Here is a 24,210-nt window from a genome sequence, read left to right on the forward strand (position 1 = left end):
GGATCCACCAGAAGTGATAGCCGGTATCGAACTCGGACTGCTCTACGCGGTCATGGCGCTGGGCGTCTACCTCACGTTCCGGGTGCTCGACTTCCCCGACCTGACGGTCGACCAGTCCTTCACCACGGGCGCCGCCACCACGGCGATGATCATCCTCGGCGGCGGCAGCCCCTGGCTCGCCACCGCCGCCGGCTTCGTGACCGGCGCGCTCGCCGGGCTGATCACGGGCCTGCTCCACACCAAGGCCCACATCAACGGGCTGCTCGCGGGCATCCTCACCATGACCGCCCTGTACTCCGTCAACCTGCGCGTGATGGACGGGCGGGCGAACCTGTCCCTGCTGCGCGAGGACACGATCTTCACCCCCCTCGCCGAGTCGGGCGTGCAGGGGACGTGGATCGGCATCGGCCTGTTCCTGCTGGGCGTGGCCGTGGTGAAGGTGCTGCTGGACTGGTTCCTCTACACCGACGCCGGCCTGGCCATGCAGGCCACCGGCGACAACCCGGACATGATCCGCTCCTTCGGGGTGAACACGGACCACCAGAAGATGCTGGGCCTGTGCCTGTCCAACGGGCTCGTGGGCCTGGCCGGCTCCCTCGTGGCCCAGTACCAGGGCTTCGCCGACATCGGCATGGGCATCGGCCTGATCGTCGTCGGGCTCGCCTCCGTGATCCTGGGCCAGGGCCTGTTCGGCTCGCGCACCGTGGTCGTCGCCACCCTGGCGGTGATCCTCGGCTCGATCGTCTACCGCCTGGTGATCACCGTCGCCCTGCAGGCCGGGCTCAACCCGTCCGACATGAAGCTGATCTCCGCGGTCCTCGTGGTGCTCGCCCTGGTGGTCCCGCAGATGCAGTTCTTCCGGCGGCGCCGGGAGCGGCACCTGGCGAGCCAGGCGGCCCAGCTCGTCGACGACCTGACCGACACGCCCGCGACCACGAAGGCAGGTGCCTGAGCCGTGCTCACCATCGACAACGTCCACAAGACGTTCTTCGCCGGGACCGTCAACGAGCGCCGCGCCCTCGCCGGCGTCTCGCTGACCCTCCAGGAGGGCGACTTCCTCACCGTCATCGGCTCCAACGGCGCCGGGAAGTCCACGATCCTCAACACGATCTCCGGGACCCTGATCCCGGACACCGGCACCGTGCGGGTCGACGACGCCGACGTCACCCGGCTGCCCGAGCACAAGCGCGCCCGGTACCTCTCGCGGGTCTTCCAGGACCCCATGAAGGGCTCCTCGCCGACCATGACGGTGGAGCAGAACATGGCCATCGCCCTCCAGCGGGGGAAGAAGCGCGGACTCGTCCCGGGCCTCACCGGCGCCCGCCGGCAGCTGTTCCGGGACAAGCTCGCCAGCCTCGAGCTCGGGCTGGAGAACCGGCTGGGCGCGAAGGTCGGCCTGCTCTCGGGCGGCCAGCGCCAGGCCCTGTCCCTGCTCATGGCCACGTTCTCCGAGCCGCGCATCCTGCTCCTCGACGAGCACACCGCGGCGCTCGACCCGCAGCGGGCCGACCTCGTGTCCCGGCTCACGGCGGACATCGTGGCCGAGCAGCACCTGACCACGGTGATGGTCACGCACAACATGGAGCAGGCGCTGCGCCTGGGCAACCGGCTGATCATGATGCACGAGGGGCGGGTGCTCTTCGAGCTCGACGCCGCCCAGAAGCAGACCATGACCGTCCCGGGCCTGCTCGAGCAGTTCCGCCGGCTCCAGCCGGGGGCGGAGCAGGGCGCCTTCGACGACGCTACGCTGTTCGAGAGCGTCAAGACCGAGGACGGCCACTGACCGCAGGTCCGTGACCGTCCACGACGGGCGGACGGGGCGGGCCGGACACGGCCCGCCCCGTCGCCGTTGAGCGCGAGACCCCACCAGCCCAGGAGGCCCCGACCGTGCCCGAGCCCACCGAGCAGCAGCGCGCCCGCCGCCGACGCACCGGGGGGTGGATGCTGGCCGTGGGCGTGGTGGCGCTGTTCGTCTCCACGTTCACGGTGCCCGAGGCGATCCACGACCTGGCCCGCGTCTCGGCCGGGCAGGACGCCGGGCTGACCACGCGCGGGGTGGTGGTCACCGTCGTGGGCGCGGCGACCCTGCTCGGCGGCGGGGCCCTGGCGATCCTCGGGTTCAACTGGCGCCGGTCGGCGGGGGAGGGTCCCCACCCGGAGGACCTGCTGCTCGACGAGCAGTTCGGCGACGCGCCCGTGCGCCCGTACGACCCCGACGAGCTCCGCCGCCGGCCGGGGCGCCCCGCCCTCGGGGACGAGCGGGACGACCGGCCCTGACCGCGAGCGTCAGCCGCGGCGCCCCGTCCGGGCGGAGACGTCCTCCGTGGCCGCCGGGGAGCCATCGTCCGCGGTGACGTCGTCGCGGCCCGGGGCCCCGGGGCGTCGTCCGGTCAGCCGGGCGACGGCGTAGAGGGCGGCCCCGGCCCCGATCAGGATCCCGCCGCGCCACCAGACCTCGGCGCTCTGCTGGGACAGCAGGACGAGGCAGGACAGCACGGCCAGCACGGGCAGCGGCGTCCAGGCGCGGAAGTGCTCGTGCTCCACCCGCTCCCGCCGCAGCACGAGCACGGCGATGTTGGAGCTGAGGAAGACGAACAGCAGCAGCAGCACGAGGGTCTCGGCGAGGACCACGACCCCGCCGGTGGTGGTGAGCACCACGGCCACGGCCGTGGTGGCGGCGATCGCCGCCCACGGGGTGCCGCGCAGCGGCAGGACCCGGGTGAAGACGCCGGGCAGCAGCCCCTGCACCCCCATGCCGTAGGCCAGCCTGCTGGCCATGATCATGGTCAGCAGGGCGCCGTTGGCCACCGCGACGAGCGCGATGAGGCTGAACAGCCAGCCCGGGACGGCGATGCCGGAGGCCGAGACGACGTCGAGCAGCGGGGCGCTCGAGGCCGCGAGCTGCTCCGCCGGCAGGACCACGGAGGCCGCCGTGCCCACCAGCACGTACATCACCCCGGCCGCGGCCAGGGCCCCGAACAGCGCCCGGGGATAGGTGCGCGAGGGCTCCCGGAGCTCCTCCACGACGTTGGCGGAGGTCTCGAAGCCCACGAAGGAGTAGTAGGCCAGCAGCGCCCCGCCGAGGACCGCGGGGATCGGGTCCACGCCCTCGCCGAAGCTCAGCGCCCGGCCGGGATCGCCCTCGCCCCGGCCGAGCAGGACGGCGGCGGCCGCGACGACGATCAGCAGGCCGGTCAGCTCGACCGCGGTCATTACGACGTTGGCCCGCAGGGACTCCTTGATCCCGCGCGCGTTGAGCAGGGCCACCAGGACCAGGAAGACCGCGGCGCCGGCCGTCGGCGGGACGTCGAGGAAGACCGAGAGGTAGTCCCCGCTGAAGGCCAGGGCCAGGGCGGCGGCGCTGACCACGCCGGCGGCGAGCATGCAGAACCCGACGAGGTAGGACACGAGGGGCACGCCGAACGCCCGCTCGGCGAACACCGCCGCGCCACCGGCCCGCGGGTACTTGGTGACCAGCTCGGCGTAGGAGGCCGCGGTGAGCAGCGCCAGCACCAGGGCCAGCACCATGGGGGCCCAGGTGACGCCCCCGACCCGGCCCGCGATGGCGCCCACCAGGGCGTAGACGCCGGCGCCGAGGACGTCGCCGAGGATGAAAAGGAACAGGAGCGGTCCCGTGATGTCCCGCTTCAGCGCGGAACCGACAGTGTGCTGTGGAGTCATGGGGGCACTCTATGCGCCCCGCCGGGCGGGGCGGTGCGGCAGGAGCACGGGGAAGGACAGGGCGAACGACACAGCGAACGACACAGGGCCCCGGACCGTTCGGTCCGGGGCCCTGTGTGCTTCGGGGTGCCCGCGGTAGGATTCGAACCTACGGCCTTCTGCTCCGGAGGCAGACGCTCTATCCCCTGAGCTACGCGGGCCTTTCACCGCCTCAGCGATGAACCTCGACGATACTAGCAGGTTTTGCGCGGCTGTCGTTCCCCGCCCGGCACGGGGCCTCCGGAGCGCCCGGTTACACTGGTCCGGTGACTCCAGAACAACTTTCTCTCGCCGTATCCGCATGCCTGCAGGACGCCGTGGCCCAGGGCGATCTCGCCCTCGCCGACGGCGCCGCGCTGCCGGAGGTGCGCATCGAGCGACCGAAGAACCGGGAGCACGGGGACTGGGCGACGAACGTCGCCATGCAGCTGGCCAAGAAGGTGGGCCGGCCCCCCCGCGACGTCGCCGCCGTCGTGCAGGACCGGCTGCAGGGCACCCCGGGCGTGGCCGCCGTCGACGTGGCCGGCCCGGGCTTCCTGAACATCACCCTCGACGCCGCCGCCGCCGCCGGGATCGCCCGCACCGTGGTGGAGCAGGGGGAGGCCTTCGGCCGGGCGGACGCGCTGGCCGGGACCTCCATCAACCTGGAGTTCGTCTCGGCGAACCCCACCGGCCCGGTGCACCTGGGCGGCACGCGCTGGGCCGCCGTCGGCGACTCCCTCGCGCGGGTGCTCGAGGCGCAGGGCGCGCAGGTCGTCCGGGAGTACTACTTCAACGACGCCGGCGCGCAGATCGACCGCTTCGCCCGCTCCCTGCTGGCCCGCGCCCAGGGCCGGCCCGCCCCGGAGGACGGCTACGGCGGGGAGTACATCACCGAGATCGCCGAGCGGATCGTGGCCGAGAACCCCGGTGTGCTCGACTCCGGGGACCCCCAGGAGGGCTTCCGGGCCGCCGGCGTGGAGCTGATGTTCGCGGAGATCAAGTCCTCGCTGCACGAGTTCGGTGTGGACTTCGACGTGTACTTCCACGAGCAGTCGCTGTTCAGCAACGGCGCGGTGGAGGGCCTGCTCGAGCAGCTGAAGACCTCCGGCGCCCTCTACTTCGCGGACGGGGCGTGGTGGCTGCGCTCCAGCGCCTACGGCGACGACAAGGACCGGGTGGTCATCAAGTCCGACGGCCAGGCCGCCTACATCGCCGGGGACATCGCCTACTTCAAGAACAAGCGGGACCGCGGCGCGGACTTGTGCATCTACATGCTCGGCGCCGACCACCACGGCTACGTGGCCCGGCTCAAGGCCGCCGCGGCCGCCCTGGGCGACGCCCCGGAGCGGGTCGAGGTGCTCATCGGCCAGATGGTCAACCTGGTCAAGGACGGGGTGCCCGTGCGGATGTCCAAGCGCAACGGCACGGTGGTGACCATGGAGGACCTCGTCGAGGCCGTCGGCGTGGACGCCGCCCGCTACTCGCTGACCCGGTTCTCCGTGGACTCCAACATCGACATCGACCTGGACCTGCTGACCCGCCGGTCCAACGAGAACCCGGTCTTCTACGTCCAGTACGCCCACGCCCGCACCTGCGCCGTGGGCCGCAACGCCGAGGCCGCCGGGGTGTCCCGCACCGGGGCGGACGGCGAGGCCGTGTTCGACGCCGCCCTGCTCGACCACCCGATGGAGGGGGAGCTGCTCGCGGCCCTGGGCCAGTACCCCTCGGTGCTCGCGCAGGCCGCCGAGTTCCGGGAGCCGCACCGGGTGGCCCGCCACCTGGAGGTCCTCGCCGGGACCTACCACCGCTGGTACGACGTCTGCCGCGTGGCGCCGCAGGGCGACGACGACGTCACCGACCTGCACCGCACCCGGCTGTGGCTCAACGACGCCGCACGCCAGGTCCTGGCCAACGGCCTGGGCCTGCTCGGCGTGTCGGCCCCCGAGAGGATGTGATCGCATGACCGCCGACCCCACGACCCGCACCGGAGGCTCGCCGCTGGCCCCGGAGTGGCTCAGCGTGCCCGAGGACCTCGACGCGCTCGACCCGGCCATCTGGCCCGAGGCCTTCCGGCGCGACGCCGAGGGAGTGCTGACCGTGGCGGGGATCCCCGCCACGGAGCTCGCCGAGCGCTACGGCACCCCCTCCTACGTCTACTCCGAGGACACCTTCCGGGCCCGCGCCCGGGAGTTCCGCACGGCCTTCACCGAGGCGTTCGCGCGGATCGGGGCGGAGGTCTCCGTCTACTACGCCGGGAAGTCCTTCCTGACCACCGAGGTGGTGCGCTGGATCCGCGAGGAGGGGCTCAACGTCGACACCTCCTCGGGCGGGGAGCTGGCCGTGGCCCTGCGCGGCGGCATGGAGCCGGCCCGGATCGCGCTGCACGGCAACAACAAGTCGGCCGCCGAGATCACCCGGGCCCTCGACAACGGGCTCGGGCGGATCGTGGTGGACTCCCTGGCCGAGATCGAGCTCGTCGCCCACCTGGCGCGCACCCTCGGCGTCGTGGCGCCGGTGATGATCCGGGTGACCCCGGGGGTGCACGCCTCCACGCACGAGTTCATCGCCACCGCCCACGAGGACCAGAAGTTCGGCCTGTCCCTGGCCGCGCCCGAGGACGGCGGGGACAGCCCCGCCATGCAGGCCGTCGCCGCCTGCGTGGTGGACCCCGACCTCGACCTGCGCGGCCTGCACTGCCACATCGGCTCCCAGATCTTCGACGCCGACGGCTTCGGGAAGGCCGCCGAGCGGGTGCTGACCTTCATGGCGGAGGCCGACGAGCGCTTCGGTCTGACCCTGCCGGAGCTCGACCTCGGCGGCGGCTACGGCATCGCCTACACCGAGGCGGACACCCCGCGCCCGGCGCGCGAGATCGCCGAGTCCCTGGCGGACCAGGTGGCCGCCACGGCCCGGTCCCTGCACATGGCCGTCCCGCACCTGTCCATCGAGCCCGGCCGGGCGATCTCCGGGCCCTCCGCGTGCACCCTCTACACCGTGGGCACGCTGAAGACCGTGACCGTCGAGGACGGCGCCCGGCGGCGCTACGTGTCGGTGGACGGCGGGATGAGCGACAACGCCCGTCCCGTGCTCTACGGCGCGGACTACACCGCCGTGCTCGCCAACCGCCGCGCGGAGGGCGCCCCCGTGCTCTCCCGGGTGGTCGGCAAGCACTGCGAGTCCGGGGACGTCGTGGTCCGCGACGTCTACCTGCCCGAGGACCTCGCCCCCGGCGACGTCCTGGCCGTGCCGGCCACGGGCGCCTACTGCTGGGCCCTGGCCAGCAACTACAACTGGATCGCCCGCCCGCCGGTCGTCGCCGTGCGCACCGCCGCGGACGGGCCCGAGGCCCGGCTCATCGTGCGGGGCGAGACCGAAGAAGACCTGTTCGCCCGCGACCTGGGAGCCTGATTGAGCGACTCGACCCCTGCGACCCCCCGCCCGACCACGACCGTGAAGGTCGCCCTGCTCGGGGCAGGAAACGTCGGCGCCGAGGTGGCCCGCATCCTCCTCGACCACAGCACCGAGATGGCCGCCCGCGTGGGCGCCCCCATCGAGCTGGCCGGCATCGCCGTGCGGGACCTCGCCGCGCGGCGGACCGTGGAGCTGCCCGAGGAGCTGTTCACCACCGACGCCGAGGCCCTCATCGACGCCGCGGACGTGGTCATCGAGCTCACCGGGGGCATCGAGCCCGCCCGCAGCCGCATCCTGCGCGCCCTGCACGCGGGCAAGCCGGTGATCTCGGGCAACAAGGCGCTCATCGCCCGGCACGGCCGCCAGCTGCAGGACGCGGCCGACGACGCCGGGGTGCCCCTCTCCTACGAGGCCGCCGTGGCCGGGGCGATCCCGATCGTGCGGCCCATGGCCGACTCCCTGGCGGGGGACCGGGTGGACCGCGTGCTGGGCATCATGAACGGCACCACCAACTACATCCTCGACCAGATGGACACCACCGGCGCGCAGTTCGACGACGCGCTCGCCGAGGCCCAGCGGCTGGGCTACGCCGAGGCGGACCCGACCGCCGACGTCGAGGGCCACGACGCCGCGGCCAAGGCCGCGATCCTGGCGTCCCTGGCCTTCCACTCCACCTTCACCATCGACGACGTCTACTGCCGCGGCATCACCGGCGTCACCGCCGAGGACGTCGCCGCGGCCGCGGAGGCCGGCTACGTCATCAAGCTCCTCGCCGTGTGCGAGCGCTGCGCGGGCGGGGTGAACCTGCGCGTCACCCCCACCATGATCCCGCGCGAGCACCCCCTGGCCGGTGTGCACGGCGCCTACAACGCCGTGTTCGTCGAGGCCGCGAACGCCGGGTCCCTGATGTTCTACGGCGCCGGCGCCGGCGGCGCCCCCACCGCCTCGGCCGTGCTGGGCGACTTCGTCTCGGCGGCCCGCCGCCTGGTGCTCGGGGCCCCGGCCCAGGGCGCGGAGCCGCACGCCCAGCTGCCCGCGGTGCCCATGGACGACGTGCGCACCAGCTTCTCCATCACCCTCACCGTGCAGGACCGGCTCGGCGTCCTGGCGCGGATCGCCCAGGTCTTCGCCGACCACGGCGTGTCCATCTACACGATGCAGCAGAAGGACGACCCGCACGGGACCGCGCAGCGCTCCGAGATCCGCCTGGTGACCCACCGGGGCACGAACAAGGACCTTACGGCCACCGTGGAGGCCCTGCGCGAGCTGCCCTTCGTCGAGGACGTCACCGGCGTGATCCGCGTGGAGCACGCCGACTGATCCCCGGCGGCGTCCGCCCGCACGGCGCCGCCCGCCCCGGGGCACCAGCACCCCACCGCACCGTTCGCAGTCCACAGGAAGAGATCCAGCACATGGCACACGTCTGGCAGGGCGTCATCAACGAGTACCGGGACCGGCTGCCGGTCACCGACTCCACCGAGGTCATCACCATGGGGGAGGGCGGCACGCCGCTCATCCGGGCCCGCGCCCTGTCGGAGCTCACCGGCAACACGGTCTGGCTGAAGTTCGAGGGGATGAACCCGACCGGCTCGTTCAAGGACCGGGGCATGACCATGGCGATCACCAAGGCCAAGGAGGAGGGCGCCGAGGCCGTCGTGTGCGCCTCGACCGGCAACACCTCGGCGTCCGCCGCGGCCTACGCCAAGCAGGCCGGGCTCACCTGCGCGGTGCTCGTGCCCGAGGGACGGATCGCCATGGGCAAGCTCTCCCAGGCGGTGGCGCACGGGGCGGACATCCTCCAGGTGGACGGCAACTTCGACAACTGCCTGGAGGTCGCGCGCAAGCTCTCCGAGTCCTACCCCGTGTTCCTGGTGAACTCCGTGAACCCCTACCGGATCGAGGGGCAGAAGACCGGCGCGTTCGAGGTGGTCGACACCCTCGGCGACGCCCCGGACTACCACCTGCTGCCGGTGGGCAACGCGGGCAACATCACCGCGTACTGGAAGGGCTACCAGGAGTACGCCCGGCCCTACGACTCCGCGACCGCCGGGGAGCTGCCGGCCGCGTCGACGAAGCTGCCCGTGATGTGGGGCTTCCAGGCCGAGGGCGCCGCCCCGCTGGTGCTCGGCCACCCGGTCACCGAGCCCGAGACCATCGCCACCGCCATCCGGATCGGCAACCCGGCCTCCTGGGACACCGCGATCGCGGCCCGCGACGAGTCCGGCGGGCTCATCGGCTCCGTCTCCGACGACGAGATCCTCGCCGCCCACCGCTGGCTCTCCGCGCAGGAAGGCGTGTTCGTGGAGCCCGGCTCCGCCGCGGGCGTGGCCGGGCTGCTCCAGAAGCACGCCGCCGGCGAGGCGCCCACCGGGGCCACGATCGTGATCACCGTGACCGGCCACGGGCTGAAGGACCCACAGTGGGCCGTGAAGGCCGCCGAGCTGGAGGACCCCTCGCTGGCCGAGCCGAAGCGGGTGCCCTTCGACGTCGTGGCCGTGGCCGCGGCGCTGGGCCTGGAGTAGGCCCGGATGTTCGAGATCGGGCAGCGCGTCGAGCTCAGCGTGCCCGGGTCCACGGGCAACGTGGGCCCCGGCTACGACAGCCTGGGCCTGGCGCTCGGCCACTACGACGACCTCGCCGTGACGGTGACCGAGGCGGGGCTGGAGTTCGAGCTGCACGGCGAGGGCTCGCAGGCCGTGCCCCGCACCGCGGAGCACCTGGTGGTGCGCGCCATGCGCGCCGCCTTCCGCGCCGCGGGCGTCGAGCACCTGCCCGGGCTGCGGCTCGAGGCGACCAACCGCATCCCGCACGGACGGGGCATGGGCTCGAGCGCCTCCGCCGTGGTGGCGGGCGTGCTGGCGGCGAACGCGCTGCTGCCCGCCGGGCGCGCCCTCGACGACCGGCAGCTGCTGCAGGTCGCCGCCGCGATGGAGGGCCACCCGGACAACGTGGCCCCGTCCCTCTACGGGGGCCTCGTCATCTCCTGGAGCGGGCCCGACGGCTACCGCAGCGCCCCCGTAACCGTGCACGAGGACGTCGTGCCGGTGGTCGCGATCCCCGACTACGAGGTGCCCACCCGGCTCGCACGGTCCCTGCTGCCCGCGACCGTCCCGCACCACGACGCCTCGGTCAACGCCGGACGGACGGCGCTGCTCGTGGAGGCCATGACCCGCCGCCCCGAGCTGCTGCTGCCGGCCACCGAGGACCGGCTGCACCAGCCCTACCGGGCCTCGGCGATGCCCCCGAGCGCCCGGCTCATGACGGCGCTGCGGGACCGGGGGCTGCCCGCCATGATCTCGGGCGCCGGCCCGACCGTCCTGGTCCTGGCCGCGGGCCCGGCGCAGGCGGAGGAGACCGAGCGCGCCCTCGCGGAGCTCGTCCCGGCCGGCGCCGGCGCCTCCGGGGTCTCCTGGCGTGTCCTCCGTCTGCGGGTCGACGGGCAGGGTGCTAAGCTGGAGAAGCACCCGCAGAAGATCCAGGGGTAGGAGACCGCGCCCGGCGCGGTGAGGACAGCGGGCATCATGAGGGGCGTCGCCCCGGGCGGATGCCCACGATTCCTCGCCTCCACCGCTCCGATCCTCCGGTGATCCCCCGCCGGCACCGGCTTCCACGATGCCGACGGCGCGCCGGCCCGCACTCTGCGGACCGGGGCGCACCACGATCTGACGGGTGACACCCTGTTCGCCCAGGCTGCCGCGCCCTGAAGTGCGCCCCGCCGCCGGCGGCCCGCGTTCGCGGCCCGCCGGGAACCCATCACGGTCCTGGACTCTGAGATCCACGGACCCCCCACCGAGGGAGAAGGACACTTCGTGACCGAGACCACCGACCTTTCCACGGGTACGGAAGAGACCACCACCGACACCAGGAACGCGGGCCTGTCCGCGCTCAAGCTGGCCCAGCTCCAGGCGCTCGCCTCCCAGCTCGGCATCACTGGCGCCCGCCGGATGCGCAAGAGCCTGCTGGTCGACGCGATTGCCGCCCACCAGCGCGGCGGCGCCGTGGCCGACCGCGACCGCGCCGTCGAGCAGAAGATCGCCCGGACGATGGAGAAGACCGCCGAGCAGCACACCGCCGCCGAGCGTCCCGCCGAGGACTCCGGCCGGCCCGCCGCGGCGGCGCAGCCCGACGCCGAGCAGGGCGGCCAGGAGGCCCCGTCGCAGCGGCGCACCCGCTCCCGCCGGGCCACCAGCACCGGCGTGGTGGCTCCCGCGGAGCAGGACGGCTCCGCGCGTCCGGCCGAGGCCGGCGAGCCGAGCACCCCGTCCGCCGCCGTGCAGGCGACCGGCGAGCAGTCCGCGCCGGCGTCCGGCGAGGACGCCTCCGGCCCGGAGGGCGAGGGCGGCCGCGGCCGCAACCGCAACCGGCGCAACCGCAGCCGTGAGGACAACGGCGGAAACGGCCAGGAGAGCCCGCAGCGGACCGAGGAGGACCGTCCCTCGGCCGACGGCCGCGACGAGGACCAGCCGAAGCAGGACCGCAGCCGCAACCAGAACCGCGGCCAGGACAACCGCGGCCAGGACAACCGCCAGGAGAAGGGCGGCCAGGACCGGAACGGTCAGGACAGCCGGGGTCAGGACAAGAACGCCCAGGACCGGAACGGCCAGGACCGGAACGGCCAGGACCGGAACGGCCAGGACAAGAACGACGGCCGCGGCAAGGGCGGCAAGCCCCAGGAGTCGAAGGGCCAGGACAAGAGCGGCCAGGACAGCCGGGGCCAGGACAGCCGGGGCCAGGACGGGGAGGGCGGCAGCCGTCGCAGCCGCCGCAACCGCAACCGCAACGACCGGGACCGGGACCGGGACCGCAACGACCGCGCCGACCGCAACGACCGCGCCGAGCGCAACGAGCGCCGCAACCGGCGCGGGCGCACCTCCGGCCCCGAGGTGGACGACACGGAGTTCACCGAGGACGACGTGCTGCTGCCCGTCGCGGGCATCCTGGACGTGCTGGACAACTACGCGTTCGTGCGCACGTCCGGCTACCTGCCGGGCCCGAACGACGTCTACGTCAGCCTCGCCCAGGTCAAGAAGCACAACCTGCGCAAGGGCGACGCGGTGGTGGGCGCCATCCGTGCCCCGCGCGACGGCGAGCAGCAGAACAACACGCGGCAGAAGTTCAACGCCCTCGTCCAGCTGACCACGGTCAACGGCAAGAAGGCCGAGGACAACAAGGACCGCGTCGACTTCGGCAAGCTGATCCCGCTCTACCCGCAGGAGCGGCTGCGCCTGGAGACGGAGCCCAAGAAGATCGGGCCCCGCGTCGTCGACCTCGTCGCGCCCATCGGCAAGGGCCAGCGCGGCCTGATCGTGTCCCCGCCCAAGGCCGGCAAGACGCTGATGCTGCAGGCGATCGCCAACGCGATCACCACGAACAACCCCGAGGTCCACCTCATGATGGTGCTCGTCGACGAGCGCCCCGAGGAGGTCACGGACATGCAGCGCACCGTGAAGGGCGAGGTCATCGCCTCGACCTTCGACCGCCCGGCCGACGACCACACCACGGTCGCCGAGCTGGCGATCGAGCGGGCCAAGCGCCTGGTGGAGATGGGCATGGACGTGGTGGTCCTGCTGGACTCCATGACCCGCCTGGGCCGTGCCTACAACCTCTCGGCCCCCGCCTCCGGCCGCATCCTGTCCGGCGGCGTGGACTCCGCGGCGCTGTACCCGCCGAAGAAGTTCTTCGGCGCGGCCCGCAACATCGAGAACGGCGGCTCGCTGACCATCCTCGCGACCGCCCTGGTGGAGACCGGGTCCAAGATGGACGAGGTCATCTTCGAGGAGTTCAAGGGCACCGGCAACATGGAGCTGCGCCTGTCCCGCTCGCTCGCGGACAAGCGGATCTACCCGGCCGTGGACGTCAACTCCTCGGGCACCCGCCGCGAGGAGAACCTGCTCTCGCCCGACGAGATCAAGATCATGTGGAAGCTGCGCCGGGTGCTCTCCGGCCTGGACCAGCAGCAGGCGCTCGAGCTGCTCACGAACAAGCTGCGGGACACCCAGTCCAACACCGAGTTCCTGCTCCAGGTGCAGAAGACCACGCTGTCGGCCCGCTCCGAGAGCGACCGCTAGCGCACCCGCTGCCGCCGCGGCCCGCACCGGTCACCCGGTCGGGGCCGCGGCGGCGTCGTCGTGTCCGGGCCCCGCGCCCGCGGCCCGGCGCCCGTCGTCCCCGCCGCCCGAAGAAGGAGCGTCCCATGCCGGACCCGATCCAGTCCCTGCTCGACGAGCACGCCGAGCTGCAGCGCCAGCTCGCCGACCCCGCGGTGCACGCCGAGCCAGGCAAGGCCCGGAAGCTGGGACGCCGCTACGCCGAGCTCAACGGGATCGCCGAGACCCACCACCGGGTGCGGCGTCTGGAGGAGGACCTCGGGGCGGCCCGGGAGCTCGCCGACGAGGAGCCGGAGTTCGCCGAGGAGATCCCCGCGCTGGAGGAGCAGCTCGCCGCGGCCCGGGAGCGGCTGCGACGGCTGCTCGTGCCCCGGGACCCGGACGACGGGCGCAACGTCATCCTGGAGGTCAAGGCGGGGGAGGGCGGGGACGAGTCCGCGCTCTTCGCCGGGGACCTGCTGCGGATGTACCTCAAGTACGCGGAGGCCCGCGGCTGGAAGACCGAGTTCATCTCCACCAACGAGTCCGACCTCGGCGGCTACAAGGACGTCCAGGTGGCCATCAAGTCCTCCGCCACGGACCCCGCCGAGGGCGTGTGGGCCCGCCTGAAGTACGAGGGCGGGGTGCACCGCGTCCAGCGGGTGCCCGTCACCGAGTCTCAGGGCCGGATCCACACCTCGGCGGCCGGGGTGCTGGTCTTCCCGGAGGTCGACGAGCCGGAGGAGGTGGAGATCAGCCAGAACGACCTGAAGATCGACGTCTACCGGTCCTCGGGCCCCGGCGGGCAGTCCGTGAACACCACGGACTCCGCGGTGCGCATCACCCACCTGCCCACGGGCATCGTGGTGGCCATGCAGAACGAGAAGTCGCAGCTGCAGAACCGCGAGGCCGCGATGCGCGTGCTGCGCGCCCGCATCCTGGCCCACCAGCAGGAGCAGGTCGACGCGGAGAACGCCGCGCAGCGCCGTTCCCAGGTGCGCACCATGGACCGCTCCGAGCGGATCCGCACCTACAACTTCCCGGAGAACCGGATCAACGACCACCGCACCGGGTACAAGGCCTACAACCTCGACCACGTGATGGCCGGGGACCTCGAACCGGTGGTGCAGTCCGCGATCGAGATGGACGAGAAGGCCCGGCTCGAGGCCATCGGCCGGCAGGACGGCTGAGGGCGGGGGAGCGGGCATGCACAGGTCGCTGGGCCAGGCGGTGCGCTGGGCGGAGCAGGTCCTCGCCGAGGCGGGGATCGACTCCGCCCGCACGGACGCGCTGCTGCTGGCGGGCCACCTGCTGGGCCTGTCCCGCGGGGAGGTCGAGGCGCGCGCCATCATCGGCGGGGACGAGCCGGCGGGCTACGCCGAGCTGGTCGCCGAGCGGGCCCGCCGGGTCCCGCTGCAACACCTCACCGGCGTCGCGCACTTCCGCTACCTGACGCTGTCCGTCGGACCCGGTGTCTTCGTGCCCCGGCCCGAGACGGAGACCGTGGTGCAGACCGTCGTGGACGAGCTGCGCGGGCAGCTGGCCGCCGGGGTGCACCGGCCCCGGGTGGTCGACCTGGGCACGGGCTCCGGGGCGATCGCCGCCTCGGTCGCCCACGAGGTGCCGCAGGCCCGGGTGCACGCCGTGGAGCTGTCCGAGAGCGCCCACGCCTGGGCCGCGCGGAACCTGCGCGGCACCCGCGCCGAGCTCGTCCGGGGCGACCTGCGCACCGCCTTCCCCGAGCTCGAGGGCCGCTGCGACGTGGTGGTCTCCAACCCGCCCTACATCCCGCCCGGCGCGCTCCCGCGGGAGCCGGAGGCCCGCGAGCACGACCCGGAGCTCGCCCTGTACGGCGGCGGCGAGGACGGGCTCGAGCTGCCGCGGGCCGCCCTGGCCTCGGCCGTGCGGCTGCTGCGCCCGGGCGGGTTCTTCGTCATGGAGCACGCCGAGGTCCAGGCGGAGCCCGTCGCCCGCGCCTTCCGGGAGGCCGGCCTGGTGGACGTCGTGGGCCACCAGGACCTCACGGGGCGGGACCGGGCCACGGCCGGGCGGATCCCGGACCCCGCCGCGCCGGCCCGGCAGGAGATGGGAGAATGACACCGTGAGCCACACCGTCTACGACTGCAGCAGCATCGCCCAGCGCACCGCCGGGCTCAAGCACGCCGCCCGGGCGCTGGCCGCGGACGCCTGCGTGGTGCTGCCCACCGACACCGTCTACGGCATCGGCGCCGACGCCTTCTCCGCCCGCGGCGTCGCGACCCTGCTCGCGGCCAAGGGCCGCTCGCGGGCGATGCCCCCGCCCGTGCTCATCGCCCACGCCGGAGTGCTGGACGGGCTCGCGGACGAGGTGTCCGACGACGCCCGCGCGCTCGCCGCGGCCTTCTGGCCGGGCGGGCTGACCCTGATCCTGCACGCCCACCCGTCCCTGGGCTGGGACCTCGGCGAGACCCACGGCACCGTGGCCCTGCGCGTGCCCGACGACGAGCTGGCGCAGGCGCTGCTCATCGAGAGCGGTCCGCTGGCCGTCTCCTCGGCGAACCGCACCGGCCACCCCGCCGCCCTGAGCGCCGAGGCCGCGGCCGGGATGCTCGGCGACGCCGTGGAGGTCTACCTCGACGACGGCTCGCGGCCCGCCGGGCGGCCCGGCACCCCGGAGGGCGACCCCGTGTCGTCCACGATCGTCGACTGCACCGGGGAGACCCCGCTGCTCGTGCGCCACGGTGCCGTGAGCCTGGCCCGGCTGCGCGCCGTGGTGCCCGCGGTGACGCCTGCGGACGGGGACGAGGAGCTCGAGGACGGGCCCGCGGCGGCCCCCGGTGAGCCCGCGGACCGGCCCGAGGGCTCCGGCTCCCACGCGGTGCGCGAGATTGACCCGGAGGCCGCGCCGGGCCCGGTGCCGGCCCCCGCGCCCGCCCCGGCGGACGGCCCGGCCCCGCCCGCTCCGGCGCAGGCGGCCGCCGCGCAGGGCCTCGCGGCCTCGCTCGTGGCCCGCTCCGTGCCCGGGCCCGCGGCCCGCCCGGCGGTGGACCAGGACCGCACCCGGGCGCAGCACCCGGCCGCGCCCGGGCAGCCCCGGCCCCTGCCCGTCGACGAGGCCGCCCGGCTCGTGGCCCGGGGCCTGGACGGCGCCTGAGGCCGGTCCCCGGCGGACGACCGGGCGGCAGGGCACGAGGGTGCCTGCCGCCGGGCGGCACACCGCGCGGCGGCAGGCGGGACAGGGGCCGGACGGCTCCCGGGCGGGCTCAGCCCCGGCCGACGGCCAGGTGGGCCTGGCGGAGCACCTCGCTGATCCGCGGCTCCGGCAGCTCGCCGTGCTCCTCGGCCCAGCCGCGCACCTGGCGCTGCCCGAACCAGGTGACCTCCAGCCGGCGCACGAGCCCGTGCCAGCGGTTGCCGGCCAGACCGGACAGGCCGAAGCCGGTGTCCACCGCGGCCCGGCACAGCAGCGCCGGGAGGTGCCGCGGCTCCCGGCGGCCGGCGTCCCGCAGGATCGAGGCGGTGGTGGCCCCCTCCCAGGGCTGCAGCAGGACCGGGGGCAGCTCTGCGGGGTGGCGCCCGGCGCGGGAGACGAACTCGGCCAGGGCGTGCACGGAGGTGACCGGCGTGGGCGCGGAGCCGTCGCCGGCCACGGAGCTCAGCCAGGAGGACGCGAAGCGGGCCAGGCGCTCGGTGGTGCGCCGGCCCGTGCCCTGCACCGAGGTGGCCCGCAGCGCCGTGAGCACGGGGGATCCCGGCTCGGCGGCCCAGTCCCGGCGCAGCTTCAGCAGGGCGCTCTCCCCGAGGGCCTTGGAGAACGAGTAGGGGGAGAAGGGCCGCACCGCGGGCGTCTCGTCCAGGACGTCGATGTCGCCCTGGACGGCCGACGTGCTGATGTGCACGACCCGGCGCACGCTCGTGCGGCGGGCGGCGAGGGCCACGAGCACCGGCAGCAGCGCGTTGGCGCCGAGCAGCGACTCCTCGTGCGTCTGGTTCGGGGCGGCGAGGCCGGCGGCGTTGACGACCACGTGGGCCCCCGCGAAGGACTCGGCGAGGTAGTCGATCACCGACTCCAGGCGCCCGGCCTGCTCCAGCAGGTGGTGGACGGTGTGCGCGCCGGACGCCAGGCGGGGTGCGGAGACCGGGACCACCGTCTGGCCGTCCGCCTGCAGCCGGGCCACGGTCGCGGAGCCCACGAACCCCGTCGCTCCCAGGACTGCCCACGTCGTCGATGTCACGGTGCTTCCTTCCCGCCGGTCTGCGCCGGTCGCCGTCGTCCGGGCCGGAGCCCCTGGGCTCATCGTACAGACCGGCCCCGGCCGCGCCCGCTTGCTAGACTCGGCACGATCCGGCGCCCACCCCGGCACCCCGCCGCGCCGGAGCCCGCTACCGCACCTGGAGGATCCGCATGCCGTCCGACCCCACGCCCACGGTGGCGGTGGCCTGCGTGACCCAGGACCGGCACGAGGACGTCCTGACCCTGGTGGCGGCGCTGCGGGCGCAGACGGTGCCCGTCGCGTCGCTGTGCCTCGTCGACGCGGGCCGCGAGGCGGTGCCCCGCGACGCGCTCGAGGCGGCCGTCGGCGGCCGGTTCGAGCTGCACCACGTGCGGTCGCTGGCCAACCTGGGCGGCGCCGGCGGGTTCTCCCTGGCGATCCTCACCGCGCTGGCCACGGGCGCGGACCGCGTGTGGCTCATGGACGACGACGCTCACCCGGAGCAGTCCGACTGCCTGGAGATCCTGCTGGAGGAGGCCGCGCGGCGGGAGCTCGCAGTGGTCTCCCCGCTCATCGTCGCCCCGCAGGACCACGCCGCCCTGGCGTTCTCCTACCGGCTGAACGGGCGGATCACCCACGCCCGGGCCGACCTCGAGCCGCTGGGCTTCCTGCCCGGCTACGCCACCTTCTTCAACGGCGCCCTCGTGGCCGAGGACGTGTTCTTCCGGGTGGGGCTGCCGGACCTCAAGCTGTTCCTGCGCGGGGACGAGGTCGACTTCCTGGTGCGCCTGCGCCGCTCGGGCCTGCCGTTCGGCACCACCACCCGGGCCGCCGTGGCCCACCCGCCGGGCTGGGGCGAGGAGCACGTGGTGATCCCGGGCCGGCTCAAGGTCGTGGTGCCCGAGACCGAGTTCAAGCGCGCGCACTTCTTCCGCAACCGCGGCTGGACCACGTGGCGCTACAAGCGGCCGGTGCAGCTCGCGGCCGACCTCGTCGGCTACCCCCTGTACTACCTGGGCCGCCGGGACGTGCGCGGCCTGCTCACGTGGGCGGACCGCTACGTCGGCGGGATGCGCGGCCGGGGCTTCGGCGGTCCGCGGTGACGGCGGCCCCCGCGGCGGTGCCGGAGTTCTCGGTGCTGATGCCCGTCTACCGCGGCGACACCCCCGAGCGGCTGCGCCGGGCCGCCGAGTCCAGCACGGTGGAGCAGCAGCGCCGGCCGGCCGAGCTCGTCGTCGTGCGCGACGGCCCGGTCCCCGCGCCCCTGGCGGCGGAGCTGGACCGGCTCGCCCGGGAGCTGCCCGTGCCGGTGGTGCGGGTCGACCTCGAGCGCAACGAGGGGCTCACCGCGGCCCTGACCGTGGGCCTGGCCCGGTGCCGGCACGACGTCGTGGCCCGGATGGACGCCGACGACGTCTCCTACCCCCGCCGCTTCGCCGTGCAGCTGCCGGTGATCGAGGCGGGCGCCGACGTGGTCGGCTCCTCGATGCACGAGATCGGCGACGACGAGACCCGCCCGCTCGCGCTGCGGCAGGCCCCGGTGGGGCCGGGCCGGATCCTGGCGGTCTCCCGGCGGCGCAACCCGCTGAGCCACCCCTCCGTGGTGTTTCGTCGCTCCGCCGTGACGGCGGTGGGGGGCTACGAGGACGTGCCGCTGGGGGAGGACTACTGGCTGTGGGTCCGGCTGCTGCAGGCGGGCGCCGACGTGCGCAACGTGGCCGAGCCGCTGGTGGGCTACCGCGTCTCCTCGGGGGCCTACGAGCGCCGCGGCGGGATGCGGATGTTCCGCGCCGACCTGGCCCTGCAGGCCCGCCTGCTGCGGGCCGGGCACGTGGGCTTCCTACAATGGGCAGTGAACGTCGGGGTCCGCGCGGGCTACCGCTTCGTCCCCACCCGGTTCCGGCGGCCGGTCTACCGGGCCGTGTCCGGGACCGGCCGACGCTGATCACCGGCCCTGCGCCCCGCCCGCCGGAGCCGACCGTGAGCGGCCCCGACCACGAAAGGAACGACTCGATGAGTGGTGAGCCCGAGCGCACCCCCCGCGCCGGGGCGTCCGCGCTCCCGGCCCCGCCGGGGTCCCCGGAGAAGCCGGTGGCGTGGCTGTGGATCCAGATGTTCCTGGACTCCGCCGCCTGGATCGTGGCGCTCGTGCTGGCCCTGGTGCTGCGCTACGAGATGGCCCTCCAGTTCATCTCCGTGCCGGGACTGCTGGTCGTGGCCGCCGTCGCGGTGGCCGCCCAGCTCGTCGTGGGCTTCTCCTTCGCCCTGTACAAGGGGCGCTACTCCTTCGGCAGCTTCGACGAGGCCAAGCTGCTCGTGGTCGTCACGCTCATCGTCACGGCGCTGCTCCAGGTGCTGCTCCTGGTGGTGGGCACGAGCATCGGCATCCCCCGCTCCACGGCCCTGATCGCCTTCCCGTTCGCCTGCCTGTTCATGGCCGCCTTCCGGTACCTGAAGCGGATGTACCAGGAGGCCTCGGCCCGGCCGGGCGCCGCCGCCCAGCACGTGGTGATCTACGGCGCCGGCTACCTCGGGACGTTCCTGGTGCACCGGATGATGCAGGACCCGAACTCCGACTTCCTGCCCGTGGCCCTGCTCGACGACGACCCGGCCAAGAAGCACCTGCGGATCTCGTCGGTGCCGGTGCTCGGCACCCTGCACGACGTCCGCGACGTCATGGCCCGCACGCGGGCCTCCGTGCTGATCGTGGCGATGTCCAGCCCCGAGCCCCGGCTCATGCACCGCGTCGCCGACGCCGTGGCCGGCACCGGCATCCGGGTCATGACCATGCCCCCGCTGGGGGAGGTGCTCACCGCCAAGCACAAGGCCGTGGACTTCCGCGACATCAGCATGGAGGACCTCATCGGCCGCCGCCCGGTGGACATCGACCTCGAGGAGATCGCCGGCTACGTCACGGGCCGGCGCGTCCTCGTCACGGGAGCGGGCGGCTCCATCGGCTCGGAGCTGTGCCGCCAGCTGGTGGGCTTCGAGCCCGCGGAGCTGATCATGGTGGACCGCGACGAGTCGGCGCTGCAGGGCACGCAGATCTCCATCACCGGCCGCGGCCTGCTCGACGGCCGAGACACGGTCCTCACCGACATCCGCGACCCCGAGTCCGTCGGGGCGATCTTCCGCGACCGGCGCCCGGAGGTCGTCTTCCACGCGGCCGCCCTCAAGCACGTGTCGCTGCTCGAGCAGTACCCGGACGAGGCGTGGAAGACCAACGTCCTGGGCACCCTCAACGTGCTGCAGGCCGCGGAGGAGGCGGAGGTCGAGGTGTTCGTGAACATCTCCACGGACAAGGCCGCCAACCCCACCACGGCGCTGGGCCACTCCAAGCGCGTGGCCGAGAAGCTCACCGCCTGGATGGCGGACCGGACCGGGCGCCGGTACGCGTCCGTGCGCTTCGGCAACGTCTTCGGCTCCCGCGGCTCGATGCTGCCCCTGTTCACCGAGCAGATCCGGCAGGGCGGCCCGATCACGGTGACCGACCCGGCGGCCACCCGGTACTTCATGACCATCCCGGAGGCCTGCCAGCTCGTCATCCAGGCCGGGGCGATCGCCCGGGGCGGGGAGGTGCTGATCCTGGACATGGGCGAGCCCGTGCGGATCATGGACATCGCCGAGCGGCTGCGCGTGATGAGCGGGCGGGAGGACGTCGAGATCGAGATCACGGGACTGCGCCCCGGGGAGAAGCTGCACGAGGACCTGATCGGCCTCGGCGAGACGGACGAGCGGCCGTTCCACCCCAAGATCTCCCACGCCCGCGCCGACCGCCTCGACCCGGCCCAGCTGGACCGGCACACCTGGAAGGTGCGCGGCGGGATGGTCTACACCGGCACCATCCCCGTGGTCCGGCCCGCCACCCAGCCGCCGCCCACCTCCGTGCAGCGCCCGCGCAGCCCCTCGGGGAGGGCGTCGTGAGCGCCGCGCCGCTGCCCGTGCTGCGGCCGGCCGGGCTGGACCTCACCGACCCCGGAGCCGCCCCGGACCCCGAGGAGCTGCGCCGGCTCGGCGAGCTCGCGCTGACGGTCGGCGCCCCCGCCCTCGTGCTGAGCCTCCTGCTGCCCCTGGTGGTCAAGCCGCTGCTCGCGCGCTGGGGCGTGCTGGACGTGCCCAACGAGCGCTCCTCCCACCAGCGCACCGTGGTGCGCGGCATGGGCCTGGCGGTGGCCGTGGCCGTGCTCCTGGCCTACGGGGGTGCCCTGCTGGCCGGGGCGGTGGTCGTCGACCGCTCCGTGGCGCTGGTCGTGCTCGCGGTGGCCGCGCTGTGCGCGGCCCTCGGCTGGGTCGAGGACTACCGGGGGGTGTCCGTGCGGGGGCGCCTGGCCGCGCAGCTCGGCATCGGGCTGGCCGCCACCGGTGTGCTCGTGGCCGTGCTCGGCACCTCCGTGTGGTGGCTGCCCGTGGGCACGCTCGCGATCGCCGCCTACGTCAACATGGCCAACTTCATGGACGGGATCAACGGGATCTCCGGGCTGCACGGGCTGGCCGCCGGGCTGCTCTACGCCTGGGCCGGCGCCTCCAACGACCTCACCTGGATGGTGGCGGCGGGCCTGGCCGTGGCCGGCGGCTTCGCCGGGTTCCTGCCGTGGAACCTGGGCCGCGGCACCGTCTTCCTCGGCGACGTCGGCTCCTACCTGCTGGGCGGGTCGCTGGCCGGCATCGCGGTGGCCGCGTTCCTCTCCGGCGTCTACGTCGAGTACCTCCTGCCGCCGCTGGCCGTCTACGTCGCCGACACCGCCGTGACCCTGCTCCGCCGCGTCCGGGCGGGGGAGGACTGGTACCGTCCGCACCGCTCGCACGTCTACCAGCGGCTCACCGACGCCGGGCTCTCGCACGTGGGCTCCTCGCTCGTGGTCACGGCCGTCACCGTCCTCGTGAGCGTGGTCTCGGTCCTGGGCCTGCGCACCGGGCCCACGGCCACGGTGCTCGCGGGCGCGTTCGTCCTGGCCGTGCTGGGGCTCTACCTCGTGCTGCCGGAGCTGCTCGCCCGCCGCGGGGCGCGCCGCCGGACCGGGGCCCCGCGGTGAGCGGGGCCGCGCTCAGCGCCCTCGCCGGGGCCGGGCTCATCGCCGCGAGCCACCTGGTCACCCTGCTCGTGGCCCGGGCGACCGCGGGGGCCTCCGGGCCCGTGGCGGCCCCCGCCCTCGCCCTGAGCTACGTGGTGAAGGTGTTCGTGCTCGGCTGGGTGCTGCTCACCGTGCCCGCCCCGCCCTGGCTGTCCCCGGGCTGGCTCGCCGGGGGCCTGCTGGGGGCGCTGGCCGTCTCCCTGGTCCTGGCCGGGCGCACGAGCGCCCGGCGGACCCGCGCGGCCCTCGGGCCGGTGCTGCGCGCCCGCCAGGAGGACCGGCAGCGGGACCTCCACGGGGACCGGGGCCCGGACGTGCCCGAGGACCGGTGGCCGGCCCCGCACGGGGACGGGCACGACAAGTCCGCGGGGGCCGCCGGGGCCCCGGCGCACGACGACAGGAGACCCGAGCGCCATGAGCACGGATGACCGCGACGGCACGGCCGGCGGCCCCGAGGACCCGCCCGGTCCGGACCCGGGAGACGGCCCGGCGGGCGGGACGGGAGACGGCCGGGACGGGCCCGCCCGCGGCCGCGGACTGCGCACCGCGGGGGAGCTCGTGGAGGGTGGCGGACTCTCCGGCGGCCTGGCGACACTCCTCTACGTGGTGATCGGGATGGGGTTCTGGAGTTTGGTAGGGTGGGGTGCGGATCGCGTGCTGGGAACCCGGTGGATCGTGGTCCTGGGAGCGTGCATCGGCGCCGCCTCCGGGATCTACGTCGTGTACCTCCACATGCAGGAGGGGCTCCGTCGCAGCCAGGCCTCCGACGGAGCTGATCCTCACAACCCGCACCAGTCCGGCCCGGACTCGGCGCCCCGACCGTGACCACCGGCCAGAGCACTGCAGAAAGGACCCGCATTGAACGCCGCCCTCAGGCTCCCCGCCACCGGAGGATTCACCGCCCCGACCGTCGATGAGATGCACCTGCCTCCGTTCTTCGAGCTGGGCACCTTCGAGTTCGGCAAGCAGATGCTGCTGATCCTCCTGTCGGTGGTCCTGATCGCCGGATTCTTCATGTGGGCCATCCGCCGCCGCGCGCTCGTCCCCTCGAAGGCCCAGTACCTCGGGGAGAGCGGCTACGGCTTCGTGCGCAACCACCTCGGCCGGGACATCATCGGCGAGAAGGAGTTCCGCCCCTACGTCCCTCTGCTGTTCACCTTCTTCTTCTTCATCCTCGTGAACAACCTCTTCGGGTCCGTCCCGTTCGTGCAGCTGCCGACGCTCTCCCACGCGGGCTCCGCCTACGTGCTGGCCGGCATCGCCTACGTCACCTGGGTGTTCATGGGGATCAAGCGCCACGGTCTCGGCGGGTTCATGGGCAAGATGACCATGCCGCCGGACGTCCCGAAGGCCCTGTACGTCTTCCTGATCCCGATCGAGTTCCTCTCGAACCTGATCATCCGCCCGGTCACCCACGCCCTGCGTGTGTTCGCCACGATGTTCGCCGGTCACCTGGCGCTCATGGTCGCCGCCTCGATGACCGCCTACCTCGTCACCCAGGGCGGGCTGCTGAGCATCGTCTCCGTGGGCTCCACCGTGCTGGGCATCTTCATCTACTTCCTGGAGATCCTCATCCAGGTCCTCCAGGCCTACATCTTCACCCTCCTCTTCGCCGTCTACGTCCAGGGCGCCCTGCAAGAGGGCCACTGATCCCGGCGGAGCACCCGTCCGGCCCCGGCCGGACGCCCCAGGTCCATCCTCCAACTGTTCAGAGCCGACACGGCTACGACGCCCGGCCCCCGGGCA

At 73.9% G+C, this 24,210-nt stretch carries 21 protein-coding genes and 1 tRNA gene; 19 read left to right on the forward strand and 3 right to left on the reverse strand.

Annotated features, from left to right (window positions below; all coding sequences use genetic code 11):
* Nucleotides 1-13: 13 nt before the first annotated feature.
* The 3 genes from GMA12_RS00980 to GMA12_RS00990 all read left to right on the forward strand — a co-directional run bounded on the left by GMA12_RS00980 (nucleotide 14) and on the right by GMA12_RS00990 (nucleotide 2,277).
* Nucleotides 14-952, forward strand: coding sequence for an ABC transporter permease (locus GMA12_RS00980; protein WP_370829781.1), 939 nt, complete (start codon nucleotides 14-16; stop codon nucleotides 950-952).
* A gap of 3 nt (nucleotides 953-955) precedes the next feature.
* Complete coding sequence (locus tag GMA12_RS00985; RefSeq protein ID WP_162459307.1) at nucleotides 956-1,783, forward strand: ABC transporter ATP-binding protein; 828 nt, start codon at nucleotides 956-958, stop codon at nucleotides 1,781-1,783.
* 104 nt (nucleotides 1,784-1,887) lie between these two features.
* On the forward strand, nucleotides 1,888-2,277 hold the full coding sequence (locus GMA12_RS00990) for a hypothetical protein (protein ID WP_156266342.1): 390 nt from the start codon (nucleotides 1,888-1,890) through the stop codon (nucleotides 2,275-2,277).
* A 9-nt stretch (nucleotides 2,278-2,286) separates the two neighbouring features.
* On the opposite strand, the gene GMA12_RS00995 is transcribed toward GMA12_RS00990, so the two are convergent.
* A complete protein-coding gene (locus GMA12_RS00995; RefSeq protein WP_156266344.1) occupies nucleotides 2,287-3,681 on the reverse strand; it encodes an APC family permease in 1,395 nt (464 codons plus the stop codon).
* 127 nt (nucleotides 3,682-3,808) lie between these two features.
* Nucleotides 3,809-3,881 (reverse strand) — tRNA-Arg (locus GMA12_RS01000).
* Nucleotides 3,882-3,986: 105 nt separating this feature from the next.
* On the opposite strand from GMA12_RS01000, the gene argS reads away from it, so the two are divergent.
* The 9 genes from argS (at nucleotide 3,987) to GMA12_RS19375 (ending at nucleotide 16,332) form a co-directional block, all read left to right on the forward strand.
* Nucleotides 3,987-5,657, forward strand: a complete 1,671-nt coding sequence (gene argS / locus GMA12_RS01005; protein WP_162459308.1) for an arginine--tRNA ligase — start codon at nucleotides 3,987-3,989, stop codon at nucleotides 5,655-5,657.
* Nucleotides 5,658-5,661: 4 nt separating this feature from the next.
* Entirely contained in the window at nucleotides 5,662-7,110 is a 1,449-nt protein-coding gene (gene lysA / locus GMA12_RS01010; protein WP_156266348.1) for a diaminopimelate decarboxylase, read from the forward strand.
* Nucleotides 7,111-8,433, forward strand: a complete 1,323-nt coding sequence (locus GMA12_RS01015) for a homoserine dehydrogenase (protein WP_062734774.1) — start codon at nucleotides 7,111-7,113, stop codon at nucleotides 8,431-8,433. It abuts the gene before it with no gap.
* A 92-nt stretch (nucleotides 8,434-8,525) separates the two neighbouring features.
* Nucleotides 8,526-9,635 carry a threonine synthase gene (gene thrC / locus GMA12_RS01020; protein ID WP_062734773.1) on the forward strand — a complete coding sequence of 370 codons (1,110 nt, stop codon included), beginning with the start codon at nucleotides 8,526-8,528 and terminating at the stop codon, nucleotides 9,633-9,635.
* Between the two features lie 6 nt (nucleotides 9,636-9,641).
* Nucleotides 9,642-10,598, forward strand: a complete 957-nt coding sequence (gene thrB / locus GMA12_RS01025) for a homoserine kinase (RefSeq protein WP_156266350.1) — start codon at nucleotides 9,642-9,644, stop codon at nucleotides 10,596-10,598.
* Between the two features lie 324 nt (nucleotides 10,599-10,922).
* Nucleotides 10,923-13,181 carry a transcription termination factor Rho gene (rho, locus tag GMA12_RS01030; protein WP_162459309.1) on the forward strand — a complete coding sequence of 753 codons (2,259 nt, stop codon included), beginning with the start codon at nucleotides 10,923-10,925 and terminating at the stop codon, nucleotides 13,179-13,181.
* A gap of 125 nt (nucleotides 13,182-13,306) precedes the next feature.
* Nucleotides 13,307-14,389: a peptide chain release factor 1 gene (gene prfA / locus GMA12_RS01035; RefSeq protein ID WP_156266354.1), complete on the forward strand. Its 1,083-nt coding sequence runs from the start codon at nucleotides 13,307-13,309 to the stop codon at nucleotides 14,387-14,389.
* 16 nt (nucleotides 14,390-14,405) lie between these two features.
* A complete protein-coding gene (prmC, locus tag GMA12_RS01040; protein WP_156266356.1) occupies nucleotides 14,406-15,296 on the forward strand; it encodes a peptide chain release factor N(5)-glutamine methyltransferase in 891 nt (296 codons plus the stop codon).
* A gap of 4 nt (nucleotides 15,297-15,300) precedes the next feature.
* Nucleotides 15,301-16,332: an L-threonylcarbamoyladenylate synthase gene (locus GMA12_RS19375; protein ID WP_162459310.1), complete on the forward strand. Its 1,032-nt coding sequence runs from the start codon at nucleotides 15,301-15,303 to the stop codon at nucleotides 16,330-16,332.
* 109 nt (nucleotides 16,333-16,441) lie between these two features.
* Here GMA12_RS19375 and GMA12_RS01050 read toward each other — a convergent pair whose 3' ends face one another.
* Nucleotides 16,442-17,413: an NAD-dependent epimerase/dehydratase family protein gene (locus tag GMA12_RS01050; RefSeq protein ID WP_162459311.1), complete on the reverse strand. Its 972-nt coding sequence runs from the start codon at nucleotides 17,411-17,413 to the stop codon at nucleotides 16,442-16,444.
* A 170-nt stretch (nucleotides 17,414-17,583) separates the two neighbouring features.
* Here GMA12_RS01050 and GMA12_RS01055 point away from each other — a divergent pair, with 170 nt between their 5' ends.
* From GMA12_RS01055 to atpB, 7 genes are all read left to right on the forward strand, one after another.
* The gene (locus tag GMA12_RS01055; RefSeq protein WP_156266360.1) at nucleotides 17,584-18,495 is read left to right on the forward strand and encodes a glycosyltransferase family protein; all 912 of its coding nucleotides are present in this window, start codon (nucleotides 17,584-17,586) and stop codon (nucleotides 18,493-18,495) included.
* Nucleotides 18,492-19,337 (forward strand): glycosyltransferase, encoded by an 846-nt coding sequence (locus GMA12_RS01060; RefSeq protein WP_370829794.1) that lies wholly within the window; start codon nucleotides 18,492-18,494, stop codon nucleotides 19,335-19,337. The genes GMA12_RS01055 and GMA12_RS01060 overlap by 4 nt, the downstream gene beginning before the upstream one ends.
* A gap of 68 nt (nucleotides 19,338-19,405) precedes the next feature.
* A complete protein-coding gene (locus GMA12_RS01065; protein ID WP_156266362.1) occupies nucleotides 19,406-21,316 on the forward strand; it encodes a polysaccharide biosynthesis protein in 1,911 nt (636 codons plus the stop codon).
* Nucleotides 21,313-22,425: an MraY family glycosyltransferase gene (locus tag GMA12_RS01070; RefSeq protein WP_370829798.1), complete on the forward strand. Its 1,113-nt coding sequence runs from the start codon at nucleotides 21,313-21,315 to the stop codon at nucleotides 22,423-22,425. The genes GMA12_RS01065 and GMA12_RS01070 overlap by 4 nt, the downstream gene beginning before the upstream one ends.
* Entirely contained in the window at nucleotides 22,422-22,892 is a 471-nt protein-coding gene (locus GMA12_RS01075) for a hypothetical protein (RefSeq protein WP_156266364.1), read from the forward strand. The genes GMA12_RS01070 and GMA12_RS01075 overlap by 4 nt, the downstream gene beginning before the upstream one ends.
* Nucleotides 22,879-23,289: an AtpZ/AtpI family protein gene (locus tag GMA12_RS01080; protein ID WP_240898536.1), complete on the forward strand. Its 411-nt coding sequence runs from the start codon at nucleotides 22,879-22,881 to the stop codon at nucleotides 23,287-23,289. Before GMA12_RS01075 ends, GMA12_RS01080 begins: the two co-directional genes overlap by 14 nt.
* 93 nt (nucleotides 23,290-23,382) lie before the next feature.
* A complete protein-coding gene (atpB, locus tag GMA12_RS01085; RefSeq protein ID WP_240898510.1) occupies nucleotides 23,383-24,114 on the forward strand; it encodes a F0F1 ATP synthase subunit A in 732 nt (243 codons plus the stop codon).
* Nucleotides 24,115-24,210 lie beyond the last annotated feature (96 nt).

This window comes from Kocuria sediminis (assembly GCF_009735315.1).
Classification (GTDB): domain Bacteria; phylum Actinomycetota; class Actinomycetes; order Actinomycetales; family Micrococcaceae; genus Kocuria; species Kocuria turfanensis.